16 protein-coding genes are annotated in these 17,663 nt (G+C 73.7%); 9 read left to right on the forward strand and 7 right to left on the reverse strand.

Annotated elements, in window-relative coordinates; all coding sequences use genetic code 11:
- Positions 1-11 precede the first annotated feature (11 nt).
- The 3 genes from LUM46_RS01855 to LUM46_RS01865 form a co-directional block, all read right to left on the reverse strand.
- Positions 12-938 carry a hypothetical protein gene (locus tag LUM46_RS01855; protein ID WP_274991886.1) on the reverse strand — a complete coding sequence of 309 codons (927 nt, stop codon included), beginning with the start codon at positions 936-938 and terminating at the stop codon, positions 12-14.
- Between the two features lie 250 nt (positions 939-1,188).
- The gene (locus tag LUM46_RS01860) at positions 1,189-2,622 is read right to left on the reverse strand and encodes a hypothetical protein (RefSeq protein WP_274991888.1); all 1,434 of its coding nucleotides are present in this window, start codon (positions 2,620-2,622) and stop codon (positions 1,189-1,191) included.
- Between the two features lie 145 nt (positions 2,623-2,767).
- Entirely contained in the window at positions 2,768-4,225 is a 1,458-nt protein-coding gene (locus tag LUM46_RS01865; protein ID WP_274991890.1) for a glutamyl-tRNA reductase, read from the reverse strand.
- Between the two features lie 49 nt (positions 4,226-4,274).
- Between LUM46_RS01865 and hemE the strand changes: the two genes are divergently transcribed.
- The 9 genes from hemE to LUM46_RS01910 all read left to right on the forward strand — a co-directional run bounded on the left by hemE (position 4,275) and on the right by LUM46_RS01910 (position 14,844).
- Positions 4,275-5,360 carry a uroporphyrinogen decarboxylase gene (gene hemE / locus LUM46_RS01870; RefSeq protein ID WP_274991892.1) on the forward strand — a complete coding sequence of 362 codons (1,086 nt, stop codon included), beginning with the start codon at positions 4,275-4,277 and terminating at the stop codon, positions 5,358-5,360.
- Positions 5,357-6,940 (forward strand): protoporphyrinogen/coproporphyrinogen oxidase, encoded by a 1,584-nt coding sequence (locus LUM46_RS01875; RefSeq protein WP_274991894.1) that lies wholly within the window; start codon positions 5,357-5,359, stop codon positions 6,938-6,940. The genes hemE and LUM46_RS01875 overlap by 4 nt, the downstream gene beginning before the upstream one ends.
- Positions 6,941-7,062: 122 nt before the next feature.
- Positions 7,063-8,127: a hydroxymethylbilane synthase gene (gene hemC, locus LUM46_RS01880; RefSeq protein ID WP_274991895.1), complete on the forward strand. Its 1,065-nt coding sequence runs from the start codon at positions 7,063-7,065 to the stop codon at positions 8,125-8,127.
- Positions 8,124-8,990 carry a uroporphyrinogen-III synthase gene (locus LUM46_RS01885; RefSeq protein WP_274991896.1) on the forward strand — a complete coding sequence of 289 codons (867 nt, stop codon included), beginning with the start codon at positions 8,124-8,126 and terminating at the stop codon, positions 8,988-8,990. Before hemC ends, LUM46_RS01885 begins: the two co-directional genes overlap by 4 nt.
- 96 nt (positions 8,991-9,086) lie before the next feature.
- Positions 9,087-10,031, forward strand: coding sequence for a porphobilinogen synthase (gene hemB / locus LUM46_RS01890; protein ID WP_374727011.1), 945 nt, complete (start codon positions 9,087-9,089; stop codon positions 10,029-10,031).
- A gap of 79 nt (positions 10,032-10,110) precedes the next feature.
- Positions 10,111-11,481: a glutamate-1-semialdehyde 2,1-aminomutase gene (gene hemL / locus LUM46_RS01895; RefSeq protein WP_274991898.1), complete on the forward strand. Its 1,371-nt coding sequence runs from the start codon at positions 10,111-10,113 to the stop codon at positions 11,479-11,481.
- A 77-nt stretch (positions 11,482-11,558) separates the two neighbouring features.
- Positions 11,559-11,927: a metal-sensitive transcriptional regulator gene (locus LUM46_RS01900; protein WP_374726955.1), complete on the forward strand. Its 369-nt coding sequence runs from the start codon at positions 11,559-11,561 to the stop codon at positions 11,925-11,927.
- A 32-nt stretch (positions 11,928-11,959) separates the two neighbouring features.
- Complete coding sequence (locus tag LUM46_RS01905; protein WP_274991899.1) at positions 11,960-12,268, forward strand: heavy-metal-associated domain-containing protein; 309 nt, start codon at positions 11,960-11,962, stop codon at positions 12,266-12,268.
- Positions 12,269-12,429: 161 nt separating this feature from the next.
- Positions 12,430-14,844: a heavy metal translocating P-type ATPase gene (locus LUM46_RS01910; RefSeq protein WP_274991900.1), complete on the forward strand. Its 2,415-nt coding sequence runs from the start codon at positions 12,430-12,432 to the stop codon at positions 14,842-14,844.
- A 79-nt stretch (positions 14,845-14,923) separates the two neighbouring features.
- Here the strand turns inward: LUM46_RS01910 and LUM46_RS01915 are convergent, their stop codons facing one another.
- From LUM46_RS01915 to LUM46_RS01930, 4 genes are read right to left on the reverse strand one after another with little or no spacing between them, the layout of a single operon-like run.
- A complete protein-coding gene (locus LUM46_RS01915) occupies positions 14,924-15,703 on the reverse strand; it encodes an ABC transporter permease (protein ID WP_274991902.1) in 780 nt (259 codons plus the stop codon).
- Complete coding sequence (locus tag LUM46_RS01920) at positions 15,700-16,548, reverse strand: ABC transporter ATP-binding protein (RefSeq protein WP_274991903.1); 849 nt, start codon at positions 16,546-16,548, stop codon at positions 15,700-15,702. Before LUM46_RS01920 ends, LUM46_RS01915 begins: the two co-directional genes overlap by 4 nt.
- On the reverse strand, positions 16,545-16,847 hold the full coding sequence (locus tag LUM46_RS01925; protein WP_274991904.1) for a transcriptional regulator: 303 nt from the start codon (positions 16,845-16,847) through the stop codon (positions 16,545-16,547). Before LUM46_RS01925 ends, LUM46_RS01920 begins: the two co-directional genes overlap by 4 nt.
- On the reverse strand, positions 16,840-17,556 hold the full coding sequence (locus LUM46_RS01930) for a hypothetical protein (protein ID WP_274991905.1): 717 nt from the start codon (positions 17,554-17,556) through the stop codon (positions 16,840-16,842). The genes LUM46_RS01925 and LUM46_RS01930 overlap by 8 nt, the downstream gene beginning before the upstream one ends.
- Positions 17,557-17,663: the final 107 nt, after the last annotated feature.

Genomic DNA, 17,663 nt, shown 5'->3' on the forward strand with positions numbered 1-17,663 from the left:
CCGACCGCAGGTCAGATTTGGACGCGGCTGCGGCGCGCGAGCAGGAGCGAGCCCGCGCCACCGACCACCAGGGCGCCGGCCGCTGCCGTCAGGGCAGCCGCCTCGGCGCCCGTCGTGGCGAGCCGGACCGGGGCGTCCAGCGTGGCCTCGGTGAGGGCGGACGCCTCCTGCCCGATGCCATCGGCGTTCCCACCCTCGGACGGCACGTAGGCGGTGAGCTCGGCCCCGGCGGTGTCGGCCGCCGTCGGGCTGCCCTGCCACTGCTGGCCGGGGGCCTGGACCGCCGCCGGCTCCCGGCTCGCAGCCGCGGCGGGCGCGGCCTCCTGCGCGGGAGCGGCGACCTCGGCCACCACCGGCGCGGCCTCCGCTGCGGGGGCCGCCTCCTGCACGGGTGCCGCGGCGGGCTGCGTGGCGGTCTCGACCGGCTTCGGCTTCGGCTCGGCTGCGGGGGCGGCTGCCTCGTTCAGGTGCTCCCGGACGGCCTCGCGCACCCGCTCGCGGTCTGCCTCGTCCCACTCGCCGGGACCCTGCCGGTCGCCCTTCCACTCACCCTGCCAGTCGCTCTGGTCCTGGCTCTGCGTCCGGGCGCCGCGGTCGCAGTCGTCCTGCTGGGAGCCGTACTGCGGCATGTCGTAGTTCGGCTCCGCGTAGCTCGAGGGCTCGTACGAGCGCGGGGCCTCGGCGGACCGGTGGTTGCCACCGTGCCCCTGGGCGCGACCGTCACCGCGACCGTCACCGTGGTCAGAGCGACCCTCACCACGGTCATAGCCGTGGCCGTTGCCCCCGGAGTGGCCGTGGTGGCCACCGTGGCCACCACCCTCGTGGGCCATCGCCGGGCTGGCGACAGCGGTCGCTGCGGTGGCGAGCGCGATCGTCGCCACGACACGGGAGGCCGTGGACCTGGCGACGGACGAAGGCTTGACTGCGGCGTGCTTCATGGGAGCTGCTCCAGCTGATCGGCTACAACGGCCCGGAACCCGGGGACGCGACGACGTTACCGGATCGGGAATAGAAGGAAAAAGGGGTACATCGGAAAAACCTGTTCCGATGGTAACGATCCGATAACAACGGTCGAAACAATGGAACCTTGACAAAGCCCTGGAAAACGTAAACAGGGTGGAGCGCCAATGGCGCTCCACCCTGCTACGTCAAGTCCGAAGAGGCTGGGGTCCTCTTGGTGGTCTCAGATCAGGAGTTGCCTCCGAGCAGGCCGCCGGTGAGGCCGCTCACGGCACCGCCGGTCAGGCCGTCCACGGTGTCCGTGACGCCGCCGACGGTGTCCGTCACGGCGCCGCCGGCGACACCCTTGACGGTGCCGCCCACCGCGTCCACGGCCGGCTTGGCGACGCCGTCCACGACGACGTCCTTCACGACCGGCTTCGCGACGCCGTCGACGACGACGTCCTTGACCAGCGGCTTGGCGACGCTGTCCACGACCGTGTCCTTCACGACCGGCTTCACGACCTTGTCGACCGCGTTGTCCTTGACGGCACCCTTGACCACACCGTCGAGGACGACGTCCTCGACGACGGGTCGGGCCACGCCGTTCACGGCGCCCGGGACGACGTCGCCCGCGACGGTGCCCACGGCACCCGGCACGACGGAGCCCGCCACGTTGCCGACGGCCGCGGTGGCGCCCGGCACGACGGTGCCCTGCACGGAGCCGACGGCGCCCGGGACCACCTGGGTGGCGACCGGCTCGACGACGCCGTCCACGGCGACGTCGCCCACGACGGTCTCGACCGCACCGGCGGCCGGGGTGGTGACCTTGGCCACGACACCCGGTACACCGGCGACCACGCCGGGCACCTGCGACACGACGCTGTTCACCACGCTGCCCACGCCACCGAGCACGCCCGGCAGGTTGGCCGTGAGGCCGGCGACCGGAGCGGTCACGCCGCCCAGGACGTTCGGCACGTTGCGGATCACGTCGGCGACGGTGGAGGGCGCACCCTCGACCACGCCGCCCGCGACGCCGGTCACGGTGCCCGTGGCGCCGGACACGATGTCACCGGAGGCCACACCGGCGACGACGCCCGAGGCGGCGCCCTTCGCGCCGTTCACGACCCCGCCGGCCACGCCGGTGGCGGTGCCGGCAGCACCGGTCGCGGTGCCGACGACGCTGCCGCCGAGCACGTTCGCGAGAGCCGAGTGGGCGGTGCCGGTCGCACCGGAGACGGCAGATCCGTTGGTCACGCCGCCCACGGCGCCCGAGACGACCTGCGGTGCGGCGCCCTGCAGGGCACCCGACACGAACTGGGCCGGCTCGTAGTTCGGGGCGAGGGCCGTGGTGGGAGCGATGGAGGCGGGAAGCTCCTTGGCCGCCTTGGTCGCCTTCGTCGCCTTGCTCACCGCGTCGGCCGCGGGCACGGCGGCGGTGAGCTCGTTCAGGTCGATCGACGTCGACGAGAGGGCGGGGAGACCCGCCTTGAGGCCTTCGGCGGTGGTGCCGAGGTCACCGAGGGAGTCCAGCGACGAGGCCTCGGCGGCCATGGCCGGGGCGGCCATGCTCGTGGCCGCGGTCGCGATGGCGACGGTCGCGATGGTCCGCGCGCCCGCCGATGCGGTCTTCTTCTTGGGTGCTGCGTGCTTCAAAAGGTGCTCCAGCATCTCGTTGCGCATAAGCGCGTTCGGTCCTTGAGCCCCCGAACTTAGTCTTCACCCCCGGGTGAATAAAATCACCCTTGTTACGATTAGGTAACGATGGCCGAATTGGACCCTGGAAGCCGGTCCGTCCGGCTTGTTCCGCCGGTTCTCGCCAGAAGTGTTATCGGCGGCGGGACGGATCGGCGTCTCGCTGTGCGGACGCCTCCAGCGTCAGAGCCTCTGCGCCCTGGACCAGGGCGGCCTCGGCGGCCCGCGCCTCGGCGGTGGCCTTCGCCCGGACCTCGACGATCTTGTCGTGCAGCTCGGCGTGCACCCGCTTGCGCACCTGACGTGCGATGACGTCGACGTCGGCCTCGTCCGGGGCGGGCTCGCCGCGCGCGGCCAGCTCGGCCGTGAGCCGGTCGACGGAGTCGGCGATCTCGGCGGCCACGCGGACCTCCGCCTCGTCCAGGAGGGCGATCACCGCGGCGTCGGCCTCGCGGCCCAGCCGGGTCTCCTCGAAGCGCCGGGCGGCCGCGTCCACGATCCGCTGCGCCTGCGCGACGACGTCGTGCGCCACGGCGGGCGCGTGCGCCTTCAGCGTGGCGAGGTCGAAGAGCAGCACGCCCTCGACGTCCGCCACGCCCGGGTCGACGTCGCGGTGCAGCGCGAGGTCGAGGATCACGAGCGGCCGGGGCTCCGGCTCGTCGCCGGCCCGGTCGGCGGCACGCTCCCGCGCGCGGACGAGCGCGGCGGCGTCCAGCACGTGACCGAGGCTCGCCTCGGGCCCACGTTCTCCGACCAGGCCGGGGAGGTGGTTCTCGGCGGGCTCGACCACCAGGTCGGCGAGCTCGGGCCGGCCGGCCAGCGCGCGGCCGCGAGCGCCGCTGCAGCTGACCACGAGGTCGGCGTCCGCCAGCGCCTCGACGAGTGATTCCACCGGCTGCACGCCGTGCGACTCGGCGAACGCCTCGGCGCGGCCGGACTGCGAGTAGACACGGATGTCGTCGCAGCCGCGCGCCCGGAGGGCGGCGACGGACGCGCCGGCGTACGAGCCGGTGCCGATGAGGACGGCACGGGTGCCGTCCCACGGAGGCAGCTCGCGCTCGGCGAGGTCCAGGGCGAGCGCGACGACCGACCGGCCTGCCGCGCCGAGCTCCGTGTCGGTGCCGACCCGCTTCGAGGTGCGCGACGCCGTCTGGAAGAGCAGCTCGAGCGTCTTGGACGTGGTCTCCTGCTCACGCGCCACCGCCAGCGACCGCTTGACCTGGCCGGCGATCTCACGCTCGCCCACGACCATGGCGTCCAGCCCCGACGCCACGGCGAACAGGTGCTCGGTGACCTCCGGCCCGGTCCGGACGGTGAAGCTGCGTGCGGCGACGTCGCCCGTGACGCCGGAGGCGTGGGCCACGAGCTCGGCCACGTGCCGCGTCGCGTGCCGCACGCTGTCGCCGCTGAGCGGCGCGTCGACGTCGAGGTAGAGCTCGAAACGGTTGCACGTCGAGATGATCACGGCGCCCGCGACGGGGCCGCACGAGCCCACGACGACACGGCCCACTGACGACGAACCCGTGGACAGGCGTTCCAGCGCGTCGAGATCGAGCTCGCGGTGGCTGGCGGTGAGGGAGAGGAGAACCACAGTGCTCCAACTTTATGCATTCCGGCGCGGCAGGGCAGAATCTTGAAGCGTGAAGTCCACCACGATCGCCCCTGTTCATCCGCTCGCTGACGGGCGGACCTCTGCCGCACCCCTGGTGCAGGCCCTCCGGGGTGAACGTGCCGGCCACACGCCCGTCTGGTTCATGCGCCAGGCCGGCCGCTCCCTCCCCGAGTACCGCGAGGTGCGCCAGGGCACCGGCATGCTCGAGGCCTGCCTGCGACCGGAGCTCGCGTCGGAGATCACCCTGCAGCCGGTCCGCCGGCACGGGGTGGACGCCGCCGTCTTCTTCTCCGACATCGTGGTGCCGCTCAAGCTCGCCGGCGTCGGCGTGGACATCAAGGCGGGTGTCGGCCCGGTGATGGACCAGCCGTACCGCACCGCCGACGACGTCGCGCGGCTCGTCTCCCGGTCGCTCGACGACGCGGCCCTGGAGCCGATCCGGGAGGCCGTCGCTCTGACCGTCGCCGAGCTGGGCTCGACGCCCCTCCTCGGTTTCGGCGGCGCGCCGTTCACGCTCGCCGCCTATCTCGTGGAGGGCCGGCCGTCGCGCGACCACCTGGCCGCGCGCACCCTGATGCACGCCGACCCGGCGACGTGGGACGCCCTGGTGACGTGGACCGCCGACCTCACCGGTGCGTTCCTCCGGGCGCAGGTCGAGGCGGGCGCGAGCGCCGTGCAGCTGTTCGACTCCTGGGCGGGTTCGCTCTCGCTCGCCGACTACACGTCGCGCGTCGCCCCCTCGTCGACCCGGGCGCTGGCCTACGTGGCGGACACCGGGGTGCCGGGCATCCACTTCGGCACCGGCACCGGGCACCTGCTGCCCGCCATGCGGTCCGTGCTGGTCTCGGCCGGGATCACCGACCACGCCGTCGGCATCGACTACCGGACGCCGCTCGACGAGGCCGCGGCCCTGCTGCCCGGGGTGCCGCTGCAGGGCAACATCGACCCTGCCCTGCTGGGCGCGCCCTGGGACGTGCTGGAGGCGCACGTGCGCGACGTCGTCGCGCGCGGCCGCACGGCGCCCGGGCACGTGGTCAACCTGGGCCACGGTGTGCCGCCCGAGACCGACCCGACGGTGCTGACCCGCGTGGTCGAGCTGGTGCACGCGTTGTGACAGATCCTGCCGGTCCGGCGGTCGAGCAGGCCGACGCCGTCGTCGTCGGGGCCGGGATCGGCGGGCTCGTCACCGCGCACACGCTCGCCGCCCGCGGGCTGCGCGTCGTCGTGCTGGAGGCCGCCGACCGGGCCGGCGGGCCGATCCGGGGCGGGGCGTTCGACTCGCTGCCGGACGTGCCGCTGGACCTGGGCGCCGAGTCGTTCGCGGTGCGGGGCGGCGCCGTCGAGCGGCTGGCCGGGGAGCTCGGCCTGACCGTCGAGGTGCCCGCCGGGCTCCCGGCCTGGGGCTACGCGGCCGGCCGGGCGTTCCCGCTGCCCGCCGCCGGGGTGCTGGGCATCCCGTCGCGGCCGTGGGCCCCGGACGTGCGGCGTGCCGTCGGCTGGCCGGGCGTGCTGCGCGGCTCGCTGGACCGCGTGCTGCCCGCGCGGCTCGTCGACACCACCGACCTCGGGACGCTCACGCGGTCGCGGCTCGGGTCGCGTGTGGCGGACCGGCTGGTGACCCCCGTCGCGGCCGGCGTGCACTCGGCGCCGCTCGACCGGCTCGACGTCGCCGCCGTCGCGCCCGGGCTGCTCGACGCGTACACACGGACCGGGTCCCTCTCGCGAGCGGTGGCGTCCCTGCGGGCGGCGGCTCCGGCGGGGTCGGCCGTGCGCGGGATCGACGGCGGCATCCACGCGCTGGTGAATGCCCTGGTGGAGCGGCTGGACGTGCGGTTCGGGACCCGTGTGGTGGGTGTGGAACGGGTGCCGGCGGTCGAGCGGGCGCCCGGTGACGCCGCAGCAGGCGCCGGAACGGGTACCGCTGATCCCGGTCTGGCCGGACCGGGTGGCGCCAGCTGGCTGGTACGCCTCGAGGGGAGCGAGGCGGTACTCGCAGCACGGTTGGTGCTCGCGACGCGCCCCGACTTCGGTCCCTTGCTGACTGCCGATCGCGACTTCGGTCGGTTGCCTCGAGATCGGTCAATCGAACGACCGATCTCAGAGCGACCGACCGAAGTCGAAACGAAGGACGCGCAGCCGCCGTCCAGCGACCTGATCCCGCCGCCGGCGCCCGAGCGCGGCGCGGACATCCGCCTCGTGACGCTGCTCCTGGAGGCTCCCGAGCTCGATACCGCCCCACGCGGTTCGGGGATGCTCGTCGCCCCCGGCACGGCGCCGGGCACGGTGCGCGCCAAGGCACTGACCCACGCGACGGCGAAGTGGCCGTGGCTGGCCCGGCGGGTGCGCGCCACCCTCGGGCCGGGGTGGCACGTGGTGCGGCTCAGCTACGGCCGCATCGGCGAGCCGACGCCCGAACCCACCGCCGAGGAGGCCGCCCGCGATGCGTCTGCCCTGCTCGGCGTCGAGCTGGCCGGCCGGGTGCACGACAGCCTGCACCAGCGGTGGGACGGGTCGCTGCCCCCGCCGACCCCTGCCTACCGGGCCGCGATCAAGCAGTTCGAGCAGGCAGTACGGGCCGAGCCGGGCCTCGACGTCACGGGCGGCTGGATCGCGGGGACAGGCCTCGCGGCGATCGTCGGCCACGCGTGGCGCACGGCGGAACGGCTCGGGGATCCGGCACCGGACGGGCGCTGAGGGCCGGGGAGAGGGAGCCGGACCGCCAGGTTCTGGCCCAACGTTCTGACAGCCCGCCAGCAACGTTGTGAGATGAGCCCTCGGGTTTCCCCCCGACGGGGGTTCGGGTAGAGACTGGGATAGTGACCCCGACCCCCCTCGCCGTCAGCACCTCCGGAAGCACACCGGGCGACCCCGTGCCGATCCGTCTCGGTACGCGCGCGAGCGCCCTCGCCACCACCCAGAGCGGCCTGGTGGCCAAGCGCCTCGAGGAGCTGACCGGCCGACCGGTCGAGCTGGTGCACATCAAGACCGAGGGCGACGTGAAGACCGGCAGCCTCGCCAGCCTCGGCGGCACGGGTGTGTTCGTGACGGCCCTGCGGGAAGCCCTGCTGGACGGCCGCTGCGACGTCGCCGTCCACTCGCTCAAGGACCTCCCGACCACTCCGGCGCCCGACCTCACCTTCGTGACCCCCGAGCGGGCCGACCCGCGCGACGCCCTGTGCGCCCGCGACGGCCTCACCCTCGCGACGCTCGGGCACAACGCACGGGTCGGTACGGGTTCGCCGCGGCGGGCAGCGCAGATCCGCGCCGCCCGGCCGGACCTGGACGTCGTCGACATCCGTGGCAACGTCGGCACCCGCCTCAACCGCGCGCTCGGTCCGGACGCCGACCTCGACGCCGTCGTCCTCGCGTACGCCGGGCTCGCACGGCTCGACCGCACCGAGGTGATCAGCGAGGTGCTCGACGTCGACGTCGTCGCCCCCGCACCGGGCCAGGGCGCCCTCGCCGTGGAGGTCCGGACCGCTGACATCGTGGCCGGCCCGTCGACGGGGCAGGAGCAGGGCACCGCACCTCGCGTGCCCGACCTCGCCGAGGCGATCCACCTGCTCGACCACCGGCCGACCCGCCTCGCGGTCCTCGCCGAACGCTCGGTCCTGGCCCGGCTCGAGGCCGGCTGCGCCGCGCCCGTCGGCGCCCATGCGACGGTGTCCGGCACCGTGCTCCGGCTGCGGGCGGTGGTCGCCGCCGTGGACGGCTCGGAGCAGATGTCGAGCGCAGGCGAGGCCCTGCTCTCCCAGGACGTCGCACCCGACGTGATCGACGCCACGGCGCGCGCGCTCGGCACCTCCGTGGCCGAGGACCTGCTGGCCGACGGCGCCGAGCGGCTCGCCCCGCTCAGCGCCACCGTCCCGGAGAAGGCGTGACCGAGCCGGACCCTCGTACGGCCGGACGTCCCCGGGCGGACGACCAGCCCGACGTGCTGGTCGCGCGGGCTCCGGAGCAGGCCGCCGGGCTCCTCACACTGCTTCGTGAGCGCGGTCTGCACCCGGTGGCGGCACCCGTGATCGAGCGGGCGGCCGTCGATGATCCGGCGGAGCTCGATGCCGCCCGCTCCCGCCTCGCCCAGGGCAGGTACGCCTGGGTGGCGATCACGAGCGTGAACGCGGCGGACGCACTGCTCGGACCGGCGCCGAGCGACGCGGCTGCTCGGGAGGCAACACAGCCCCCGGCAGAGGGCCGCACCTCCGGCGACGCCTCCCACGACACCTCCCCCGACACGCCGGGCACCACCCGGTGGGCCGCCGTCGGACCCGCGACGCGGCGCGCACTGACCGAGCGTGGTGTCCTCGTCGAGCTCGTCCCGAGCATCGCCACCGGTGCGGGGCTCGCCGAGGCCTTCCCTCAGGCACCCGGCACCGCCGGCAGCTCGGACGTCGGCCCGACGACCCAGCCGCGCGTGCTGCTCCCGCTCGGCAACCTGGCTTCGGGCACCCTCCGGACCGGCCTCGAGGCCAAGGGGTGGGCCGTCGACGTCGTGACGGCCTACCGGACGGTCACGCGCGAGCTGCCCGCCGAGCTTCGGCGACCGTACGACGTCGTCGTGGTCGCCTCGGGCTCGGCGGCCCGCCAGGTCGCCGCCCAGCTGGGCCCGCAGCGGGTGGTCACGATCGGGGAGCCGTCGGCTCGCGCAGCGGGCGCCGCCGGGCACACGGTGCTCGCGGTCGCCGCGGCACCCACGGACGAGGCCCTGGCCGACGCCGTGACCGAGGCACTCGTCAGGACCTGAGCACAGCACAGGCTCCATCGTCAGAACAGAGAGAAGGACACCTTGAGCTCCACCGGGATCGTGTACCGACCGCGTCGTCTGCGTGCCACACCGGGCATGCGCCGCCTTGTCGCGGAGACCCGGCTGCACGCCGCCGACCTGGTGCTGCCGCTCTTCGTCAAGGAAGGGCTGACCGAGCCCGCGCCGCTCGCAAGCATGCCCGGGCAGGTGCAGCACACCGAGGACTCCCTGGTCGAGGCCGTGCGCGCCGCGCGGGACGCCGGCCTGGGCGGCGTGATGCTGTTCGGCATCCCCGCGGCCAAGGACGCGAACGGCTCGCAGGGTGACGCAGCGGACGGGATCCTGCAGCGGGCGCTGCGGGCGTCACGCACGGTGCTGGACGAGGTCCCGGCGGGCACGGCCACCCCGGTGCTCATGGCCGACACCTGCCTCGACGAGTTCACCGACCACGGCCACTGCGGCGTCCTCACGTCCACAGGGGCTGTGGACAACGACGCCACGCTCACGCGCTACGCCTCCATGGCGGTGGCGCAGGCGAAGGCGGGCGCCGACGTCATCTCGCCGTCGGGCATGATGGACGGCCAGGTCGCGACGATCCGGGATGCCCTGGACGACGCCGGCTTCGCCGACACGAGCATCCTGGCCTACAGCGCGAAGTACGCGAGCGCGTACTACGGCCCGTTCCGGGAAGCCGTGGACTCGGAGCTCACGGGCGACCGCAAGACGTACCAGATGGACTTCGCGAACGCCCGCGAGGGGCTGCGCGAGGCCGACCTGGACCTCGCCGAGGGCGCGGACATGGTGATGGTGAAGCCTGCCGGGTCGTACCTGGACGTGCTGCGCGCCGTCGCCGACCGGAGCGACGTGCCGGTGGCCGCGTACCAGGTGTCCGGCGAGTACGCGATGATCGAGGCGGCCGGCGCGAACGGCTGGATCGACCGCGACCGGGCGGTCATGGAGTCGGTGACGAGCATCAAGCGGGCGGGCGCGGACGTCATCCTGACGTACTGGGCCCTGGAGCTGGCGGACTGGCTCCGCTGACCTCCGCTGAGTGCTGGGTATTTGTTGCCCCGCACCCACTCAGACCACAGATACCCAGCACTCAACGAGAAGGACGGGCATGAGCGAAGCGATCGAGAGCCAGGGGCTGCGTCGGGAGCCCGAGGCGAACCACGCGGCGTTCCTGCGCGCGCAGGGCGCGATCCCGGGCGGCGTGAACTCGCCGGTCCGGGCGTACCGCAGCGTGGGCGGCGACCCCCGCTTCCTCGCCTCGGCCCGCGGCCCGTACGTCACGGACGTGGCGGGGCGCGAGTACGCGGACCTGGTGTGCTCGTGGGGTCCCGCGCTGCTCGGCCACGCGCACCCCGAGGTCGTGGCGGCGGTACAGGAGGCTGCGGCGCGCGGGCTGTCGTTCGGCGCCCCGACGCTCGCGGAGGTCGACCTCGCGGAGGAGGTGCGACGCCGGGTGCCGCCCGCCGAGCGGGTGCGTCTCGTCTCCACCGGCACCGAGGCGACGATGACCGCGATCCGGCTGGCCCGCGGGGTCACGGGCCGGCCGCTGGTCATCAAGTTCGCCGGCTGCTACCACGGGCACATGGACGCCCTGCTCGCCGAGGCCGGCTCGGGCGTCGCGACGCTCGCGCTGCCGGGTTCGGCCGGTGTGACCGAGGCGACCGCCGCCGAGACGCTGGTGCTGCCCTACAACGACCTCGCGGCCGTCGAGGCGGCGTTCGCGCAGCGCGGCAGCGAGATCGCGGCGGTCATCACGGAGGCGTCGCCCGCGAACATGGGCGTGGTGCCCCCGGTGGAGGGCTTCAACGAGGGCCTCCGGCGGATCACCGCCCGGCACGGTGCGCTGTTCGTCATGGACGAGGTGCTCACCGGTTTCCGCGTGGGGCCGTCCGGCTGGTGGGGGCTGGAGAACGACGCGATCCGCGCCGCCGGTGGCGAGGGCTACACGCCCGACCTGTTCACGTTCGGCAAGGTCATCGGCGGCGGCATGCCCGTGGCGGCGCTCGGCGGGCCGGCGGCGATCATGGACCACCTGGCGCCGCTCGGGCCCGTCTACCAGGCCGGCACGCTCTCCGGTAACCCGGTAGCGGTCGCCTCGGGCCTCACGACCCTCCGCCTGGCCGACGACGCCGTGTACGCCCGGGTGAACGAGGTGGCCGCCACGCTGTCGGACGCCGTCGGCGCGGCCCTGAGCGCCGAGGGCGTGGAGCACCGGGTGCAGCGGGCGGGGTCCCTGTTCTCGGTGTTCTTCGGCCCGCTGGCCGCCGCGTCCGGGGTGCGCGACTACGCGCAGGCCCAGGCGCAGGAGACCTTCCGGTACACGGCTCTGTTCCACTCGATGCTGGAGTCCGGGGTCAACCTGCCGCCGTCGGTCTTCGAGGCCTGGTTCGTGTCCGCGGCGCACGACGACGCCGCGGTGGACCGGATCCTGGAGGCGCTCCCCGCGGCCGCGAGGGCGGCTGCGGCGGCTACCCACTGACCCCTCGGCGCCATGGACCCTGGAGCGTGGAGCCTGGACACTTGACTCTCTACCCCCTCGGGGTATCTGATGGAGAGATGACCGAGGCGACGGAGACCACCGAGGCGGCAGTGGTCGCCGTCGAGCAGCATGACCACCATGACACGGACGGCGCGCACGACGGGCCGCACGGCTACGCGTCCGACAAGCCCGCGTACCTCAAACGGATGCGCCGCATCGAGGGGCAGGTACGCGGGATCGCGCGCATGATCGACGAGGACGCCTACTGCATCGACGTGCTCACGCAGGTCAGTGCCGTGACCAAGGCCCTGCAGGCCGTGAGCCTCGCGCTCGTCGAGGATCATCTGGGGCACTGCGTGGTGGACGCCGCCAAGGCGTCCGACGACGGCGGCGCCGCCAAGGTGAAGGAAGCCTCCGAGGCGATCGCCCGCCTCGTCCGCATGTGAACGCCAACGAGCCCGCCATCCGAGGAGACGACATGACCACCGTGACCAAGCTGGCCGTGACCGGTATGACCTGCGGGCACTGCGTGTCCGCCGTGACCAACGAGCTGAAGGGCGTCCGCGACGTCCAGGACGTCAGCGTCGAGCTGCACGCCGGTGAGACCTCGCTGGTCCGCGTGATCTCCAGGCTGCCCCTCGCCGAGGCACCGCTGCGGGACGCGATCGACGAGGCCGGCTACGACGTGACCGACGTCGAGGTGCTCGAGAACGCGGTCGCCGCCGAGTCCGCGGCGCAGGCCCCGGCCCGCCAGGCGAACCGCACTCTTCCGATCGTCTCGTCCTGACCGTCCCGGCTCCGGGCCGGCCGCCGGGTGATCCTGGGTCCGGCCGGCCGCCGCCACACCTCTTCGAGGCCTAAGTTTCTCGCTTCTGAACCGATTCAAGACGGAGAAACTTAGACCTCGAAGAGGTCTCGGTCAGCACCCACCCCACGACAAGGAGAACCGTGACCACCGTTGAGGCCCCGTACCCCGTCGGCGAGGTCGAGCTCGCCGTGTCCGGGATGACGTGCGCCTCGTGCGTGGCCCGGGTCGAGCGCAAGCTCAACCGGCTCGACGGCGTCGCCGCGACCGTGAACCTGCCCCTGGAGTCGGCGCACGTCACGCTCTCGTCGCAGGTCACCGACCAGGACCTGGTCGGCGCCGTCGAGTCGGCCGGGTACACGGCGCACGTGACACGGCGCCGAACGGCGAACGCGGCCGGGACCGGGACCGGCGCCGACGGCGCACCCGACGAGGCCCGCGGCACACCCGCCGACGCCGAGTACCGCGGCGAGGACCTGCTCCGCCGCCTGCGCGTCTCGGCGGTGCTGACCGCCCCGGTGCTCCTGCTGTCGATGGTGCCTGCTCTGTCCTTCCCGGGCAGCGAGTGGGCGCTCGCCGCGCTCGCGCTCCCCGTCGTCGCGTGGGGGGCCTGGCCGTTCCACACCGCTGCCGCCCGAGCGGCGCGGCACGCGACCTCCACGATGGACACGCTCGTGTCGATCGGGGTCATCGCGGCGACCCTGTGGTCGCTGTGGGTGCTGGTCGCCGGCACGTTCTCGCCCACGGACGCCGGCGCCGGGCACGGGCTGTACTTCGAGGTCGGCGCAGTGGTGACCACCTTCCTCCTGGCCGGGCGGTACGCCGAGCACCGGTCGCGGCGCCGCGCCGGCGATGCCCTGCGCGCGCTCCTCGACCTGGGCGCCAAGGATGCCGAGCGCATCGCGCTCGGCCCGGACGGCACCCCCCTACGGCTGCCCGACGGCGGCTGGCGCACCACCCCCGTGCCGGTCACCGCACTGCAGCTCGGGGACGTGTTCGCGGTGCGCCCCGGCGGCACCGTCGCCACCGACGGGACCGTGCTGGAGGGCACCTCCGCCCTCGACACCTCCCTGGTCACCGGCGAGCCGGTGCCGGTCGACGTGGCACCGGGCGACGACGTCGTGGGCGGCACGGTCAGCACCTCGGGCCACCTGCTGGTGCGAGCCACCCGCGTGGGCGAGGACACGATGCTGGCCCGCATCGGGCGGCTCGTGGCGCAGGCCCAGACGGGCAAGGCCCCCGTGGCGCGGCTCGCGGACCGCATCTCCGCGGTGTTCGTACCGGTGGTGCTCGTGCTCGCCGTGCTCACGCTCGCCGGCTGGCTGGCCGTCACGGGGGACGTCGAGCCGGCGTTCACCGCCGCCGTCGCCGTGCTGATCATCGCGTGCCCCTGTGCGCTGGGGCTGGCCACACCCACCGCGATCCTGGTCGGCACCGGCCGCGGCGCCCAGCTCGGCGTGCTGATCCGTGGCCCGGAGATCCTGGAGAGCACGCGCCGCGTCGACACGGTGGTGCTCGACAAGACCGGCACGGTCACCGAGGGCCGCATGCGGGTGGTCGACGTGTGGAGCACCGGGACCCGGCAGCCGCAGGCCGAGCCGGTCGAGCCGGTCGAGCCGGTCGAGACCGACGACGCCAACCACCTCACCGACGCGCCCGACGTGCTGCGGTACGCGGCGGCCGTCGAGTCGCTGAGCGAGCACCCGATCGCGAGCGCGATCGCGGCGGCCGGACGAGCCGGCGGCGAGCCGGACACCGAGACGCCGCTCGAGGTCACGGGCTTCATCGCGCACCCGGGCGGCGGCGTCGAAGGACTGGTCCGGCGGGCGCACTCCGGCCTCGCTCTCGGCGGAGCGCTGAACACCCGCCGAGTGCTGGTCGGACGTGTCGACTGGCTCACCGAGCAGGGAATCACGGTCCCGGAGGAGGTGCGCACCGCCGTCGGGCAGCAGGAGCGGGCCGGAGCCACCGCCGTGGCAGTGGCCTGGAACGGGGCCGCCGGCGGGGTGATCGCGCTGCGTGACCCGGCCAAGCCGACGTCGGCCCCGGCCGTCGCGGAGCTCCGGGAGCTGGGTCTGCGGCCCTACCTGCTGACCGGCGACTCCGAGGGTGCCGCCCGGGTAGCCGCGCAGGCCGTGGGCATCCCTGACGCGGACGTGTTCGCCCGGGTGCTGCCCGCCGACAAGGCCGCCGTGGTGGCCCGGCTCCAGGCCGAGGGGCGCACGGTGGCGATGGTGGGCGACGGTGTGAACGACGCCGCCGCGCTCGCGACCGCCGACCTCGGCCTCGCGATGGGCACGGGCACCGACGTCGCCATCGAGGCGAGCGACATCACGCTGGTCCGCGGCGACCTGCGGGCCGCCGCGAGCGCCGTACGCCTGTCCCGGAAGACTCTGCGGGTCATCAAGCAGAACCTGTTCTGGGCGTTCGCGTACAACGTCGCGGCGATCCCGCTGGCGGCGGCCGGCCTCCTCAGCCCGATGATCGCGGGCGGTGCGATGGCGGCGAGCAGCGTCCTGGTGGTGGCCAACTCCCTCCGCCTCCGCCGCGCGGAGTAGCCCTCTTGGTCGTGGGCGGGATCGTTGCGCGTCGAACGGGCACGGAGCCGCGACGATCACGCCCACGACCAGAGAGCGGTCAGCGGAAGCGGCGGCCCTCGTCGTTGCGGTAGGCGACGGTCGCCAGCACGACGAACAGCAGCGTCCAGCCCGCCAGGACGGGAAGCGCCAGGGCGTAGGCCTCCGCCCCCGTCGTGGCCTGGACCAGCAGGTCCCGGCCCGCTCGGGTCGGGGTGGCCTGCGAGATCGCGTCGAGCCAGCCCGGGAACATCTGGGGCGGCAGGAACAGCCCGCCCGCGAAGGCCATCGGGAACAGGACGATCTGCACGACGGGCAGCGCGGCCTTGGCCGACAACGAGTACCCGATGGTCATGCCGAGCAGCACGAACGGCACCGACACGGCAAGGATGGTGCCGATGCCGGCGAGCAGCTGTCCCAAGGTCACGGTCGCCGACGTGAACAGCCAGCCGATGATGATCAGCGGCAGCAGGCCGAACAGGGAGAAGATCCCGCCGTTCAGCACACGCGCCACCATCTGCGGGCCAGGCCCGGCGGGCAGCGAGCGCAGGAAGGGGTAGAACGGCAGCTGCCGGTCCTCGGCCACGCCGAGGCCGTAGGTGAACAGGCTGGCCGAGCACACGGCGAACAGGCTGAGCCCGGCGACGGCGGTGGTCGCGAACAGGGGGTTGTTTGCGACGCCCGTCTGCGGCACGACGAAGAAGAACATGGTCAGCGAGGGGAACAGCATGTTCCCGAGCACCGCAATGGGGATGCGGACGGTCTCGAGGAACTGGTACTTGAGGTGCAGCCAGGACAGCGCCAGGAAGGGCTGGGTCCGGGTCCGGTCCGTCGCGCTCATCGCACTGCTCCTTCCGGGGTGTCGTGGTTGACCAGCTGCCCGAAGGCCTCCTCGAGCGACGCGCCCCGGATCTCCAGGTCGCGGAACACGGTCCCGGACGTGACCAGGTCGCGGACGAAGGCGTCGGAGTCCGGGACGAGGTGCTCCTGACGCGTGCCGGCGGCGTCCGTCAGCAGGACCCGGCGTACGCCCACGTGGCGCAGCACGGTCTCGAGGGAGTCGTCCGCGAGCACCTTCCCGCGGTCGACCACGACCACGCGCTCGGCGAGCGCCTGCACCTCCTCGAGGTAGTGCGAGGTCAGCAGGACCGTGCCCCCGTCGGCGTGGTACTGGCGGATGGCGTCCCAGAGGGCGGTGCGCCCGGAGACGTCGAGCCCGGTGGTGGGCTCGTCGAGCAGCACCACGCTCGGCCTGCCCACCAGGGACAGCGCGACGGCGAGGCGCCGCTTCTGCCCGCCGGACAGCGCGCCGGTCTGGCGCTTGCCCAGGTCGGCGAGCCCGAACTGCTCGAGCAGCTCGCCGGTCGGCACGGGGTCGGGGTAGTGCCCGGCCACGAAGTCGATCACCTCGCGCACGCGGAGCGTCGCGGGCAGCCCGGTCTCCTGCGGGGTGAGGCCGAGCACCATGCGCGTCGCGGGTTCCCGCGGGTCTCGGCCGTCCAGGCGCACCACCCCGGCGTCGGGCCGCCGCTGGCCACTGACCAGCGACAACAGCGTGGACTTTCCCGCCCCGTTGGGACCGAGCATGCCGACCAGCTCGCCGTGCCCCACCTCCAGCGAGACGTCGTCGAGGGCCACGACGTCGCCGAAGCGACGGGTCACCCCCCTGACCTCTACCGCACTCATCCCTGTGTTCCCTTCAGCAGTTCCATCAGTGCCGCCTGGTAGTCCGCGAACGCGGTGCGGCCGGTATCGGTGAGGGCCAGGTACGTCGCCGGCATCCGGCCCTCATGAGTCTTGGTGACCCGCACGTAGCCGGCGTCCTCCAGCTTGCGCAGGTGGGTGGACAGGTTTCCGGCGGTCATGTCGAGCAGCTTCCGCAGCTTGGGAAAGGCCACCTCGTCCCCGTGGCCGAGAGCCGCGAGCGACGCCACCACCCGCAGTCGTGCGGGCGCGTGGATGACGGGGTCGAGCTCCTCAGGCACCCCGCCCACCGCCCTCCGTCCGGCGCGTGGCGGACCCGGGTGACCGGCGTCGGGCACGGAACCACTGCTCCACCGCGACCATGGCCAGGAACCCGCCACCGCCCGCGACGGCCATCACCAGGTAGGTGTTCGGCATGCCCGCGAACGCGGCCAGCACCGCGGTGACCAGCATCCACACGCCGACGGCGGCCATGCGGTTCTCGCCGAACAGCAGACCGCCCGCGATGTACATGAGCCCGACGATCAGGCAGGCGAAGCCGTTGGCGGCGATCGCCATGACCTCCGGCGGGGCACCGGCGTCGCCCATCGCACCGACGAGGGCGCCGAAGGCCGTGAACGCGAGGAACCAGGTCCACCCGTAGGTCGCACCCACCCGGGCGCTCGCGCCACGCGTCCCAGCGGTCCGGGTGATGCTGTGCACGATGGTGAACGCCATGGCGCCGACGATGCAGCCGGCGAGCACCCAGCCGGCCCAGGGCTCGGGCAGACCCGTGTCGCGCGCGGTCGTCCACAGGGCGAGGTAGCCGATCAGCCACGCGAGGCCCCACGCCCCGAACAGCAGGCGCCCGTCCGGCTCGACCGCGTCCCGCGCGGCCTCCTGCTGCTGCCGGATCATCCGCAGCGTCTCGGCAGGGCTCAGACCGGTGGAGGACGCCGCGCCGTCGTCGCTCGTTCGTGCCGGCTCGCTCGCCGGGATGTCGTCCGTCATCGTCTCCGCCTCGTCGTTTGGTTTGTACTGCAAACCAGTTTGCCGGACGCCGCCCTCGAGCGCAAGCACTTTTCCGCTCGGGTGTGCCCGGCCTACGCCACCCGCGG

The organism is Promicromonospora iranensis, from assembly GCF_028994805.1.
GTDB classification, from domain to species: Bacteria; Actinomycetota; Actinomycetes; order Actinomycetales; family Cellulomonadaceae; genus Promicromonospora; species Promicromonospora iranensis.

Excerpts from the sequence above, each read along its gene's own strand:
- LUM46_RS01900 (WP_374726955.1), top strand. The coding sequence starts at position 11,559 with ATGACCGAGGCGACGGAGACCACCGAGGCGGCAGTGGTCGCCGTCGAG.
- LUM46_RS01915 (WP_274991902.1), bottom strand. The coding sequence starts at position 15,703 with ATGAGCGCGACGGACCGGACCCGGACCCAGCCCTTCCTGGCGCTGTCC.
- LUM46_RS01855 (WP_274991886.1), bottom strand. The coding sequence starts at position 938 with ATGAAGCACGCCGCAGTCAAGCCTTCGTCCGTCGCCAGGTCCACGGCC.
- hemL (WP_274991898.1), top strand. The coding sequence starts at position 10,111 with ATGAGCGAAGCGATCGAGAGCCAGGGGCTGCGTCGGGAGCCCGAGGCG.
- LUM46_RS01860 (WP_274991888.1), bottom strand. The coding sequence starts at position 2,622 with ATGCGCAACGAGATGCTGGAGCACCTTTTGAAGCACGCAGCACCCAAG.
- LUM46_RS01920 (WP_274991903.1), bottom strand. The coding sequence starts at position 16,548 with ATGAGTGCGGTAGAGGTCAGGGGGGTGACCCGTCGCTTCGGCGACGTC.
- LUM46_RS01905 (WP_274991899.1), top strand. The coding sequence starts at position 11,960 with ATGACCACCGTGACCAAGCTGGCCGTGACCGGTATGACCTGCGGGCAC.
- hemB (WP_374727011.1), top strand. The coding sequence starts at position 9,087 with ATGCGCCGCCTTGTCGCGGAGACCCGGCTGCACGCCGCCGACCTGGTG.
- LUM46_RS01930 (WP_274991905.1), bottom strand. The coding sequence starts at position 17,556 with ATGACGGACGACATCCCGGCGAGCGAGCCGGCACGAACGAGCGACGAC.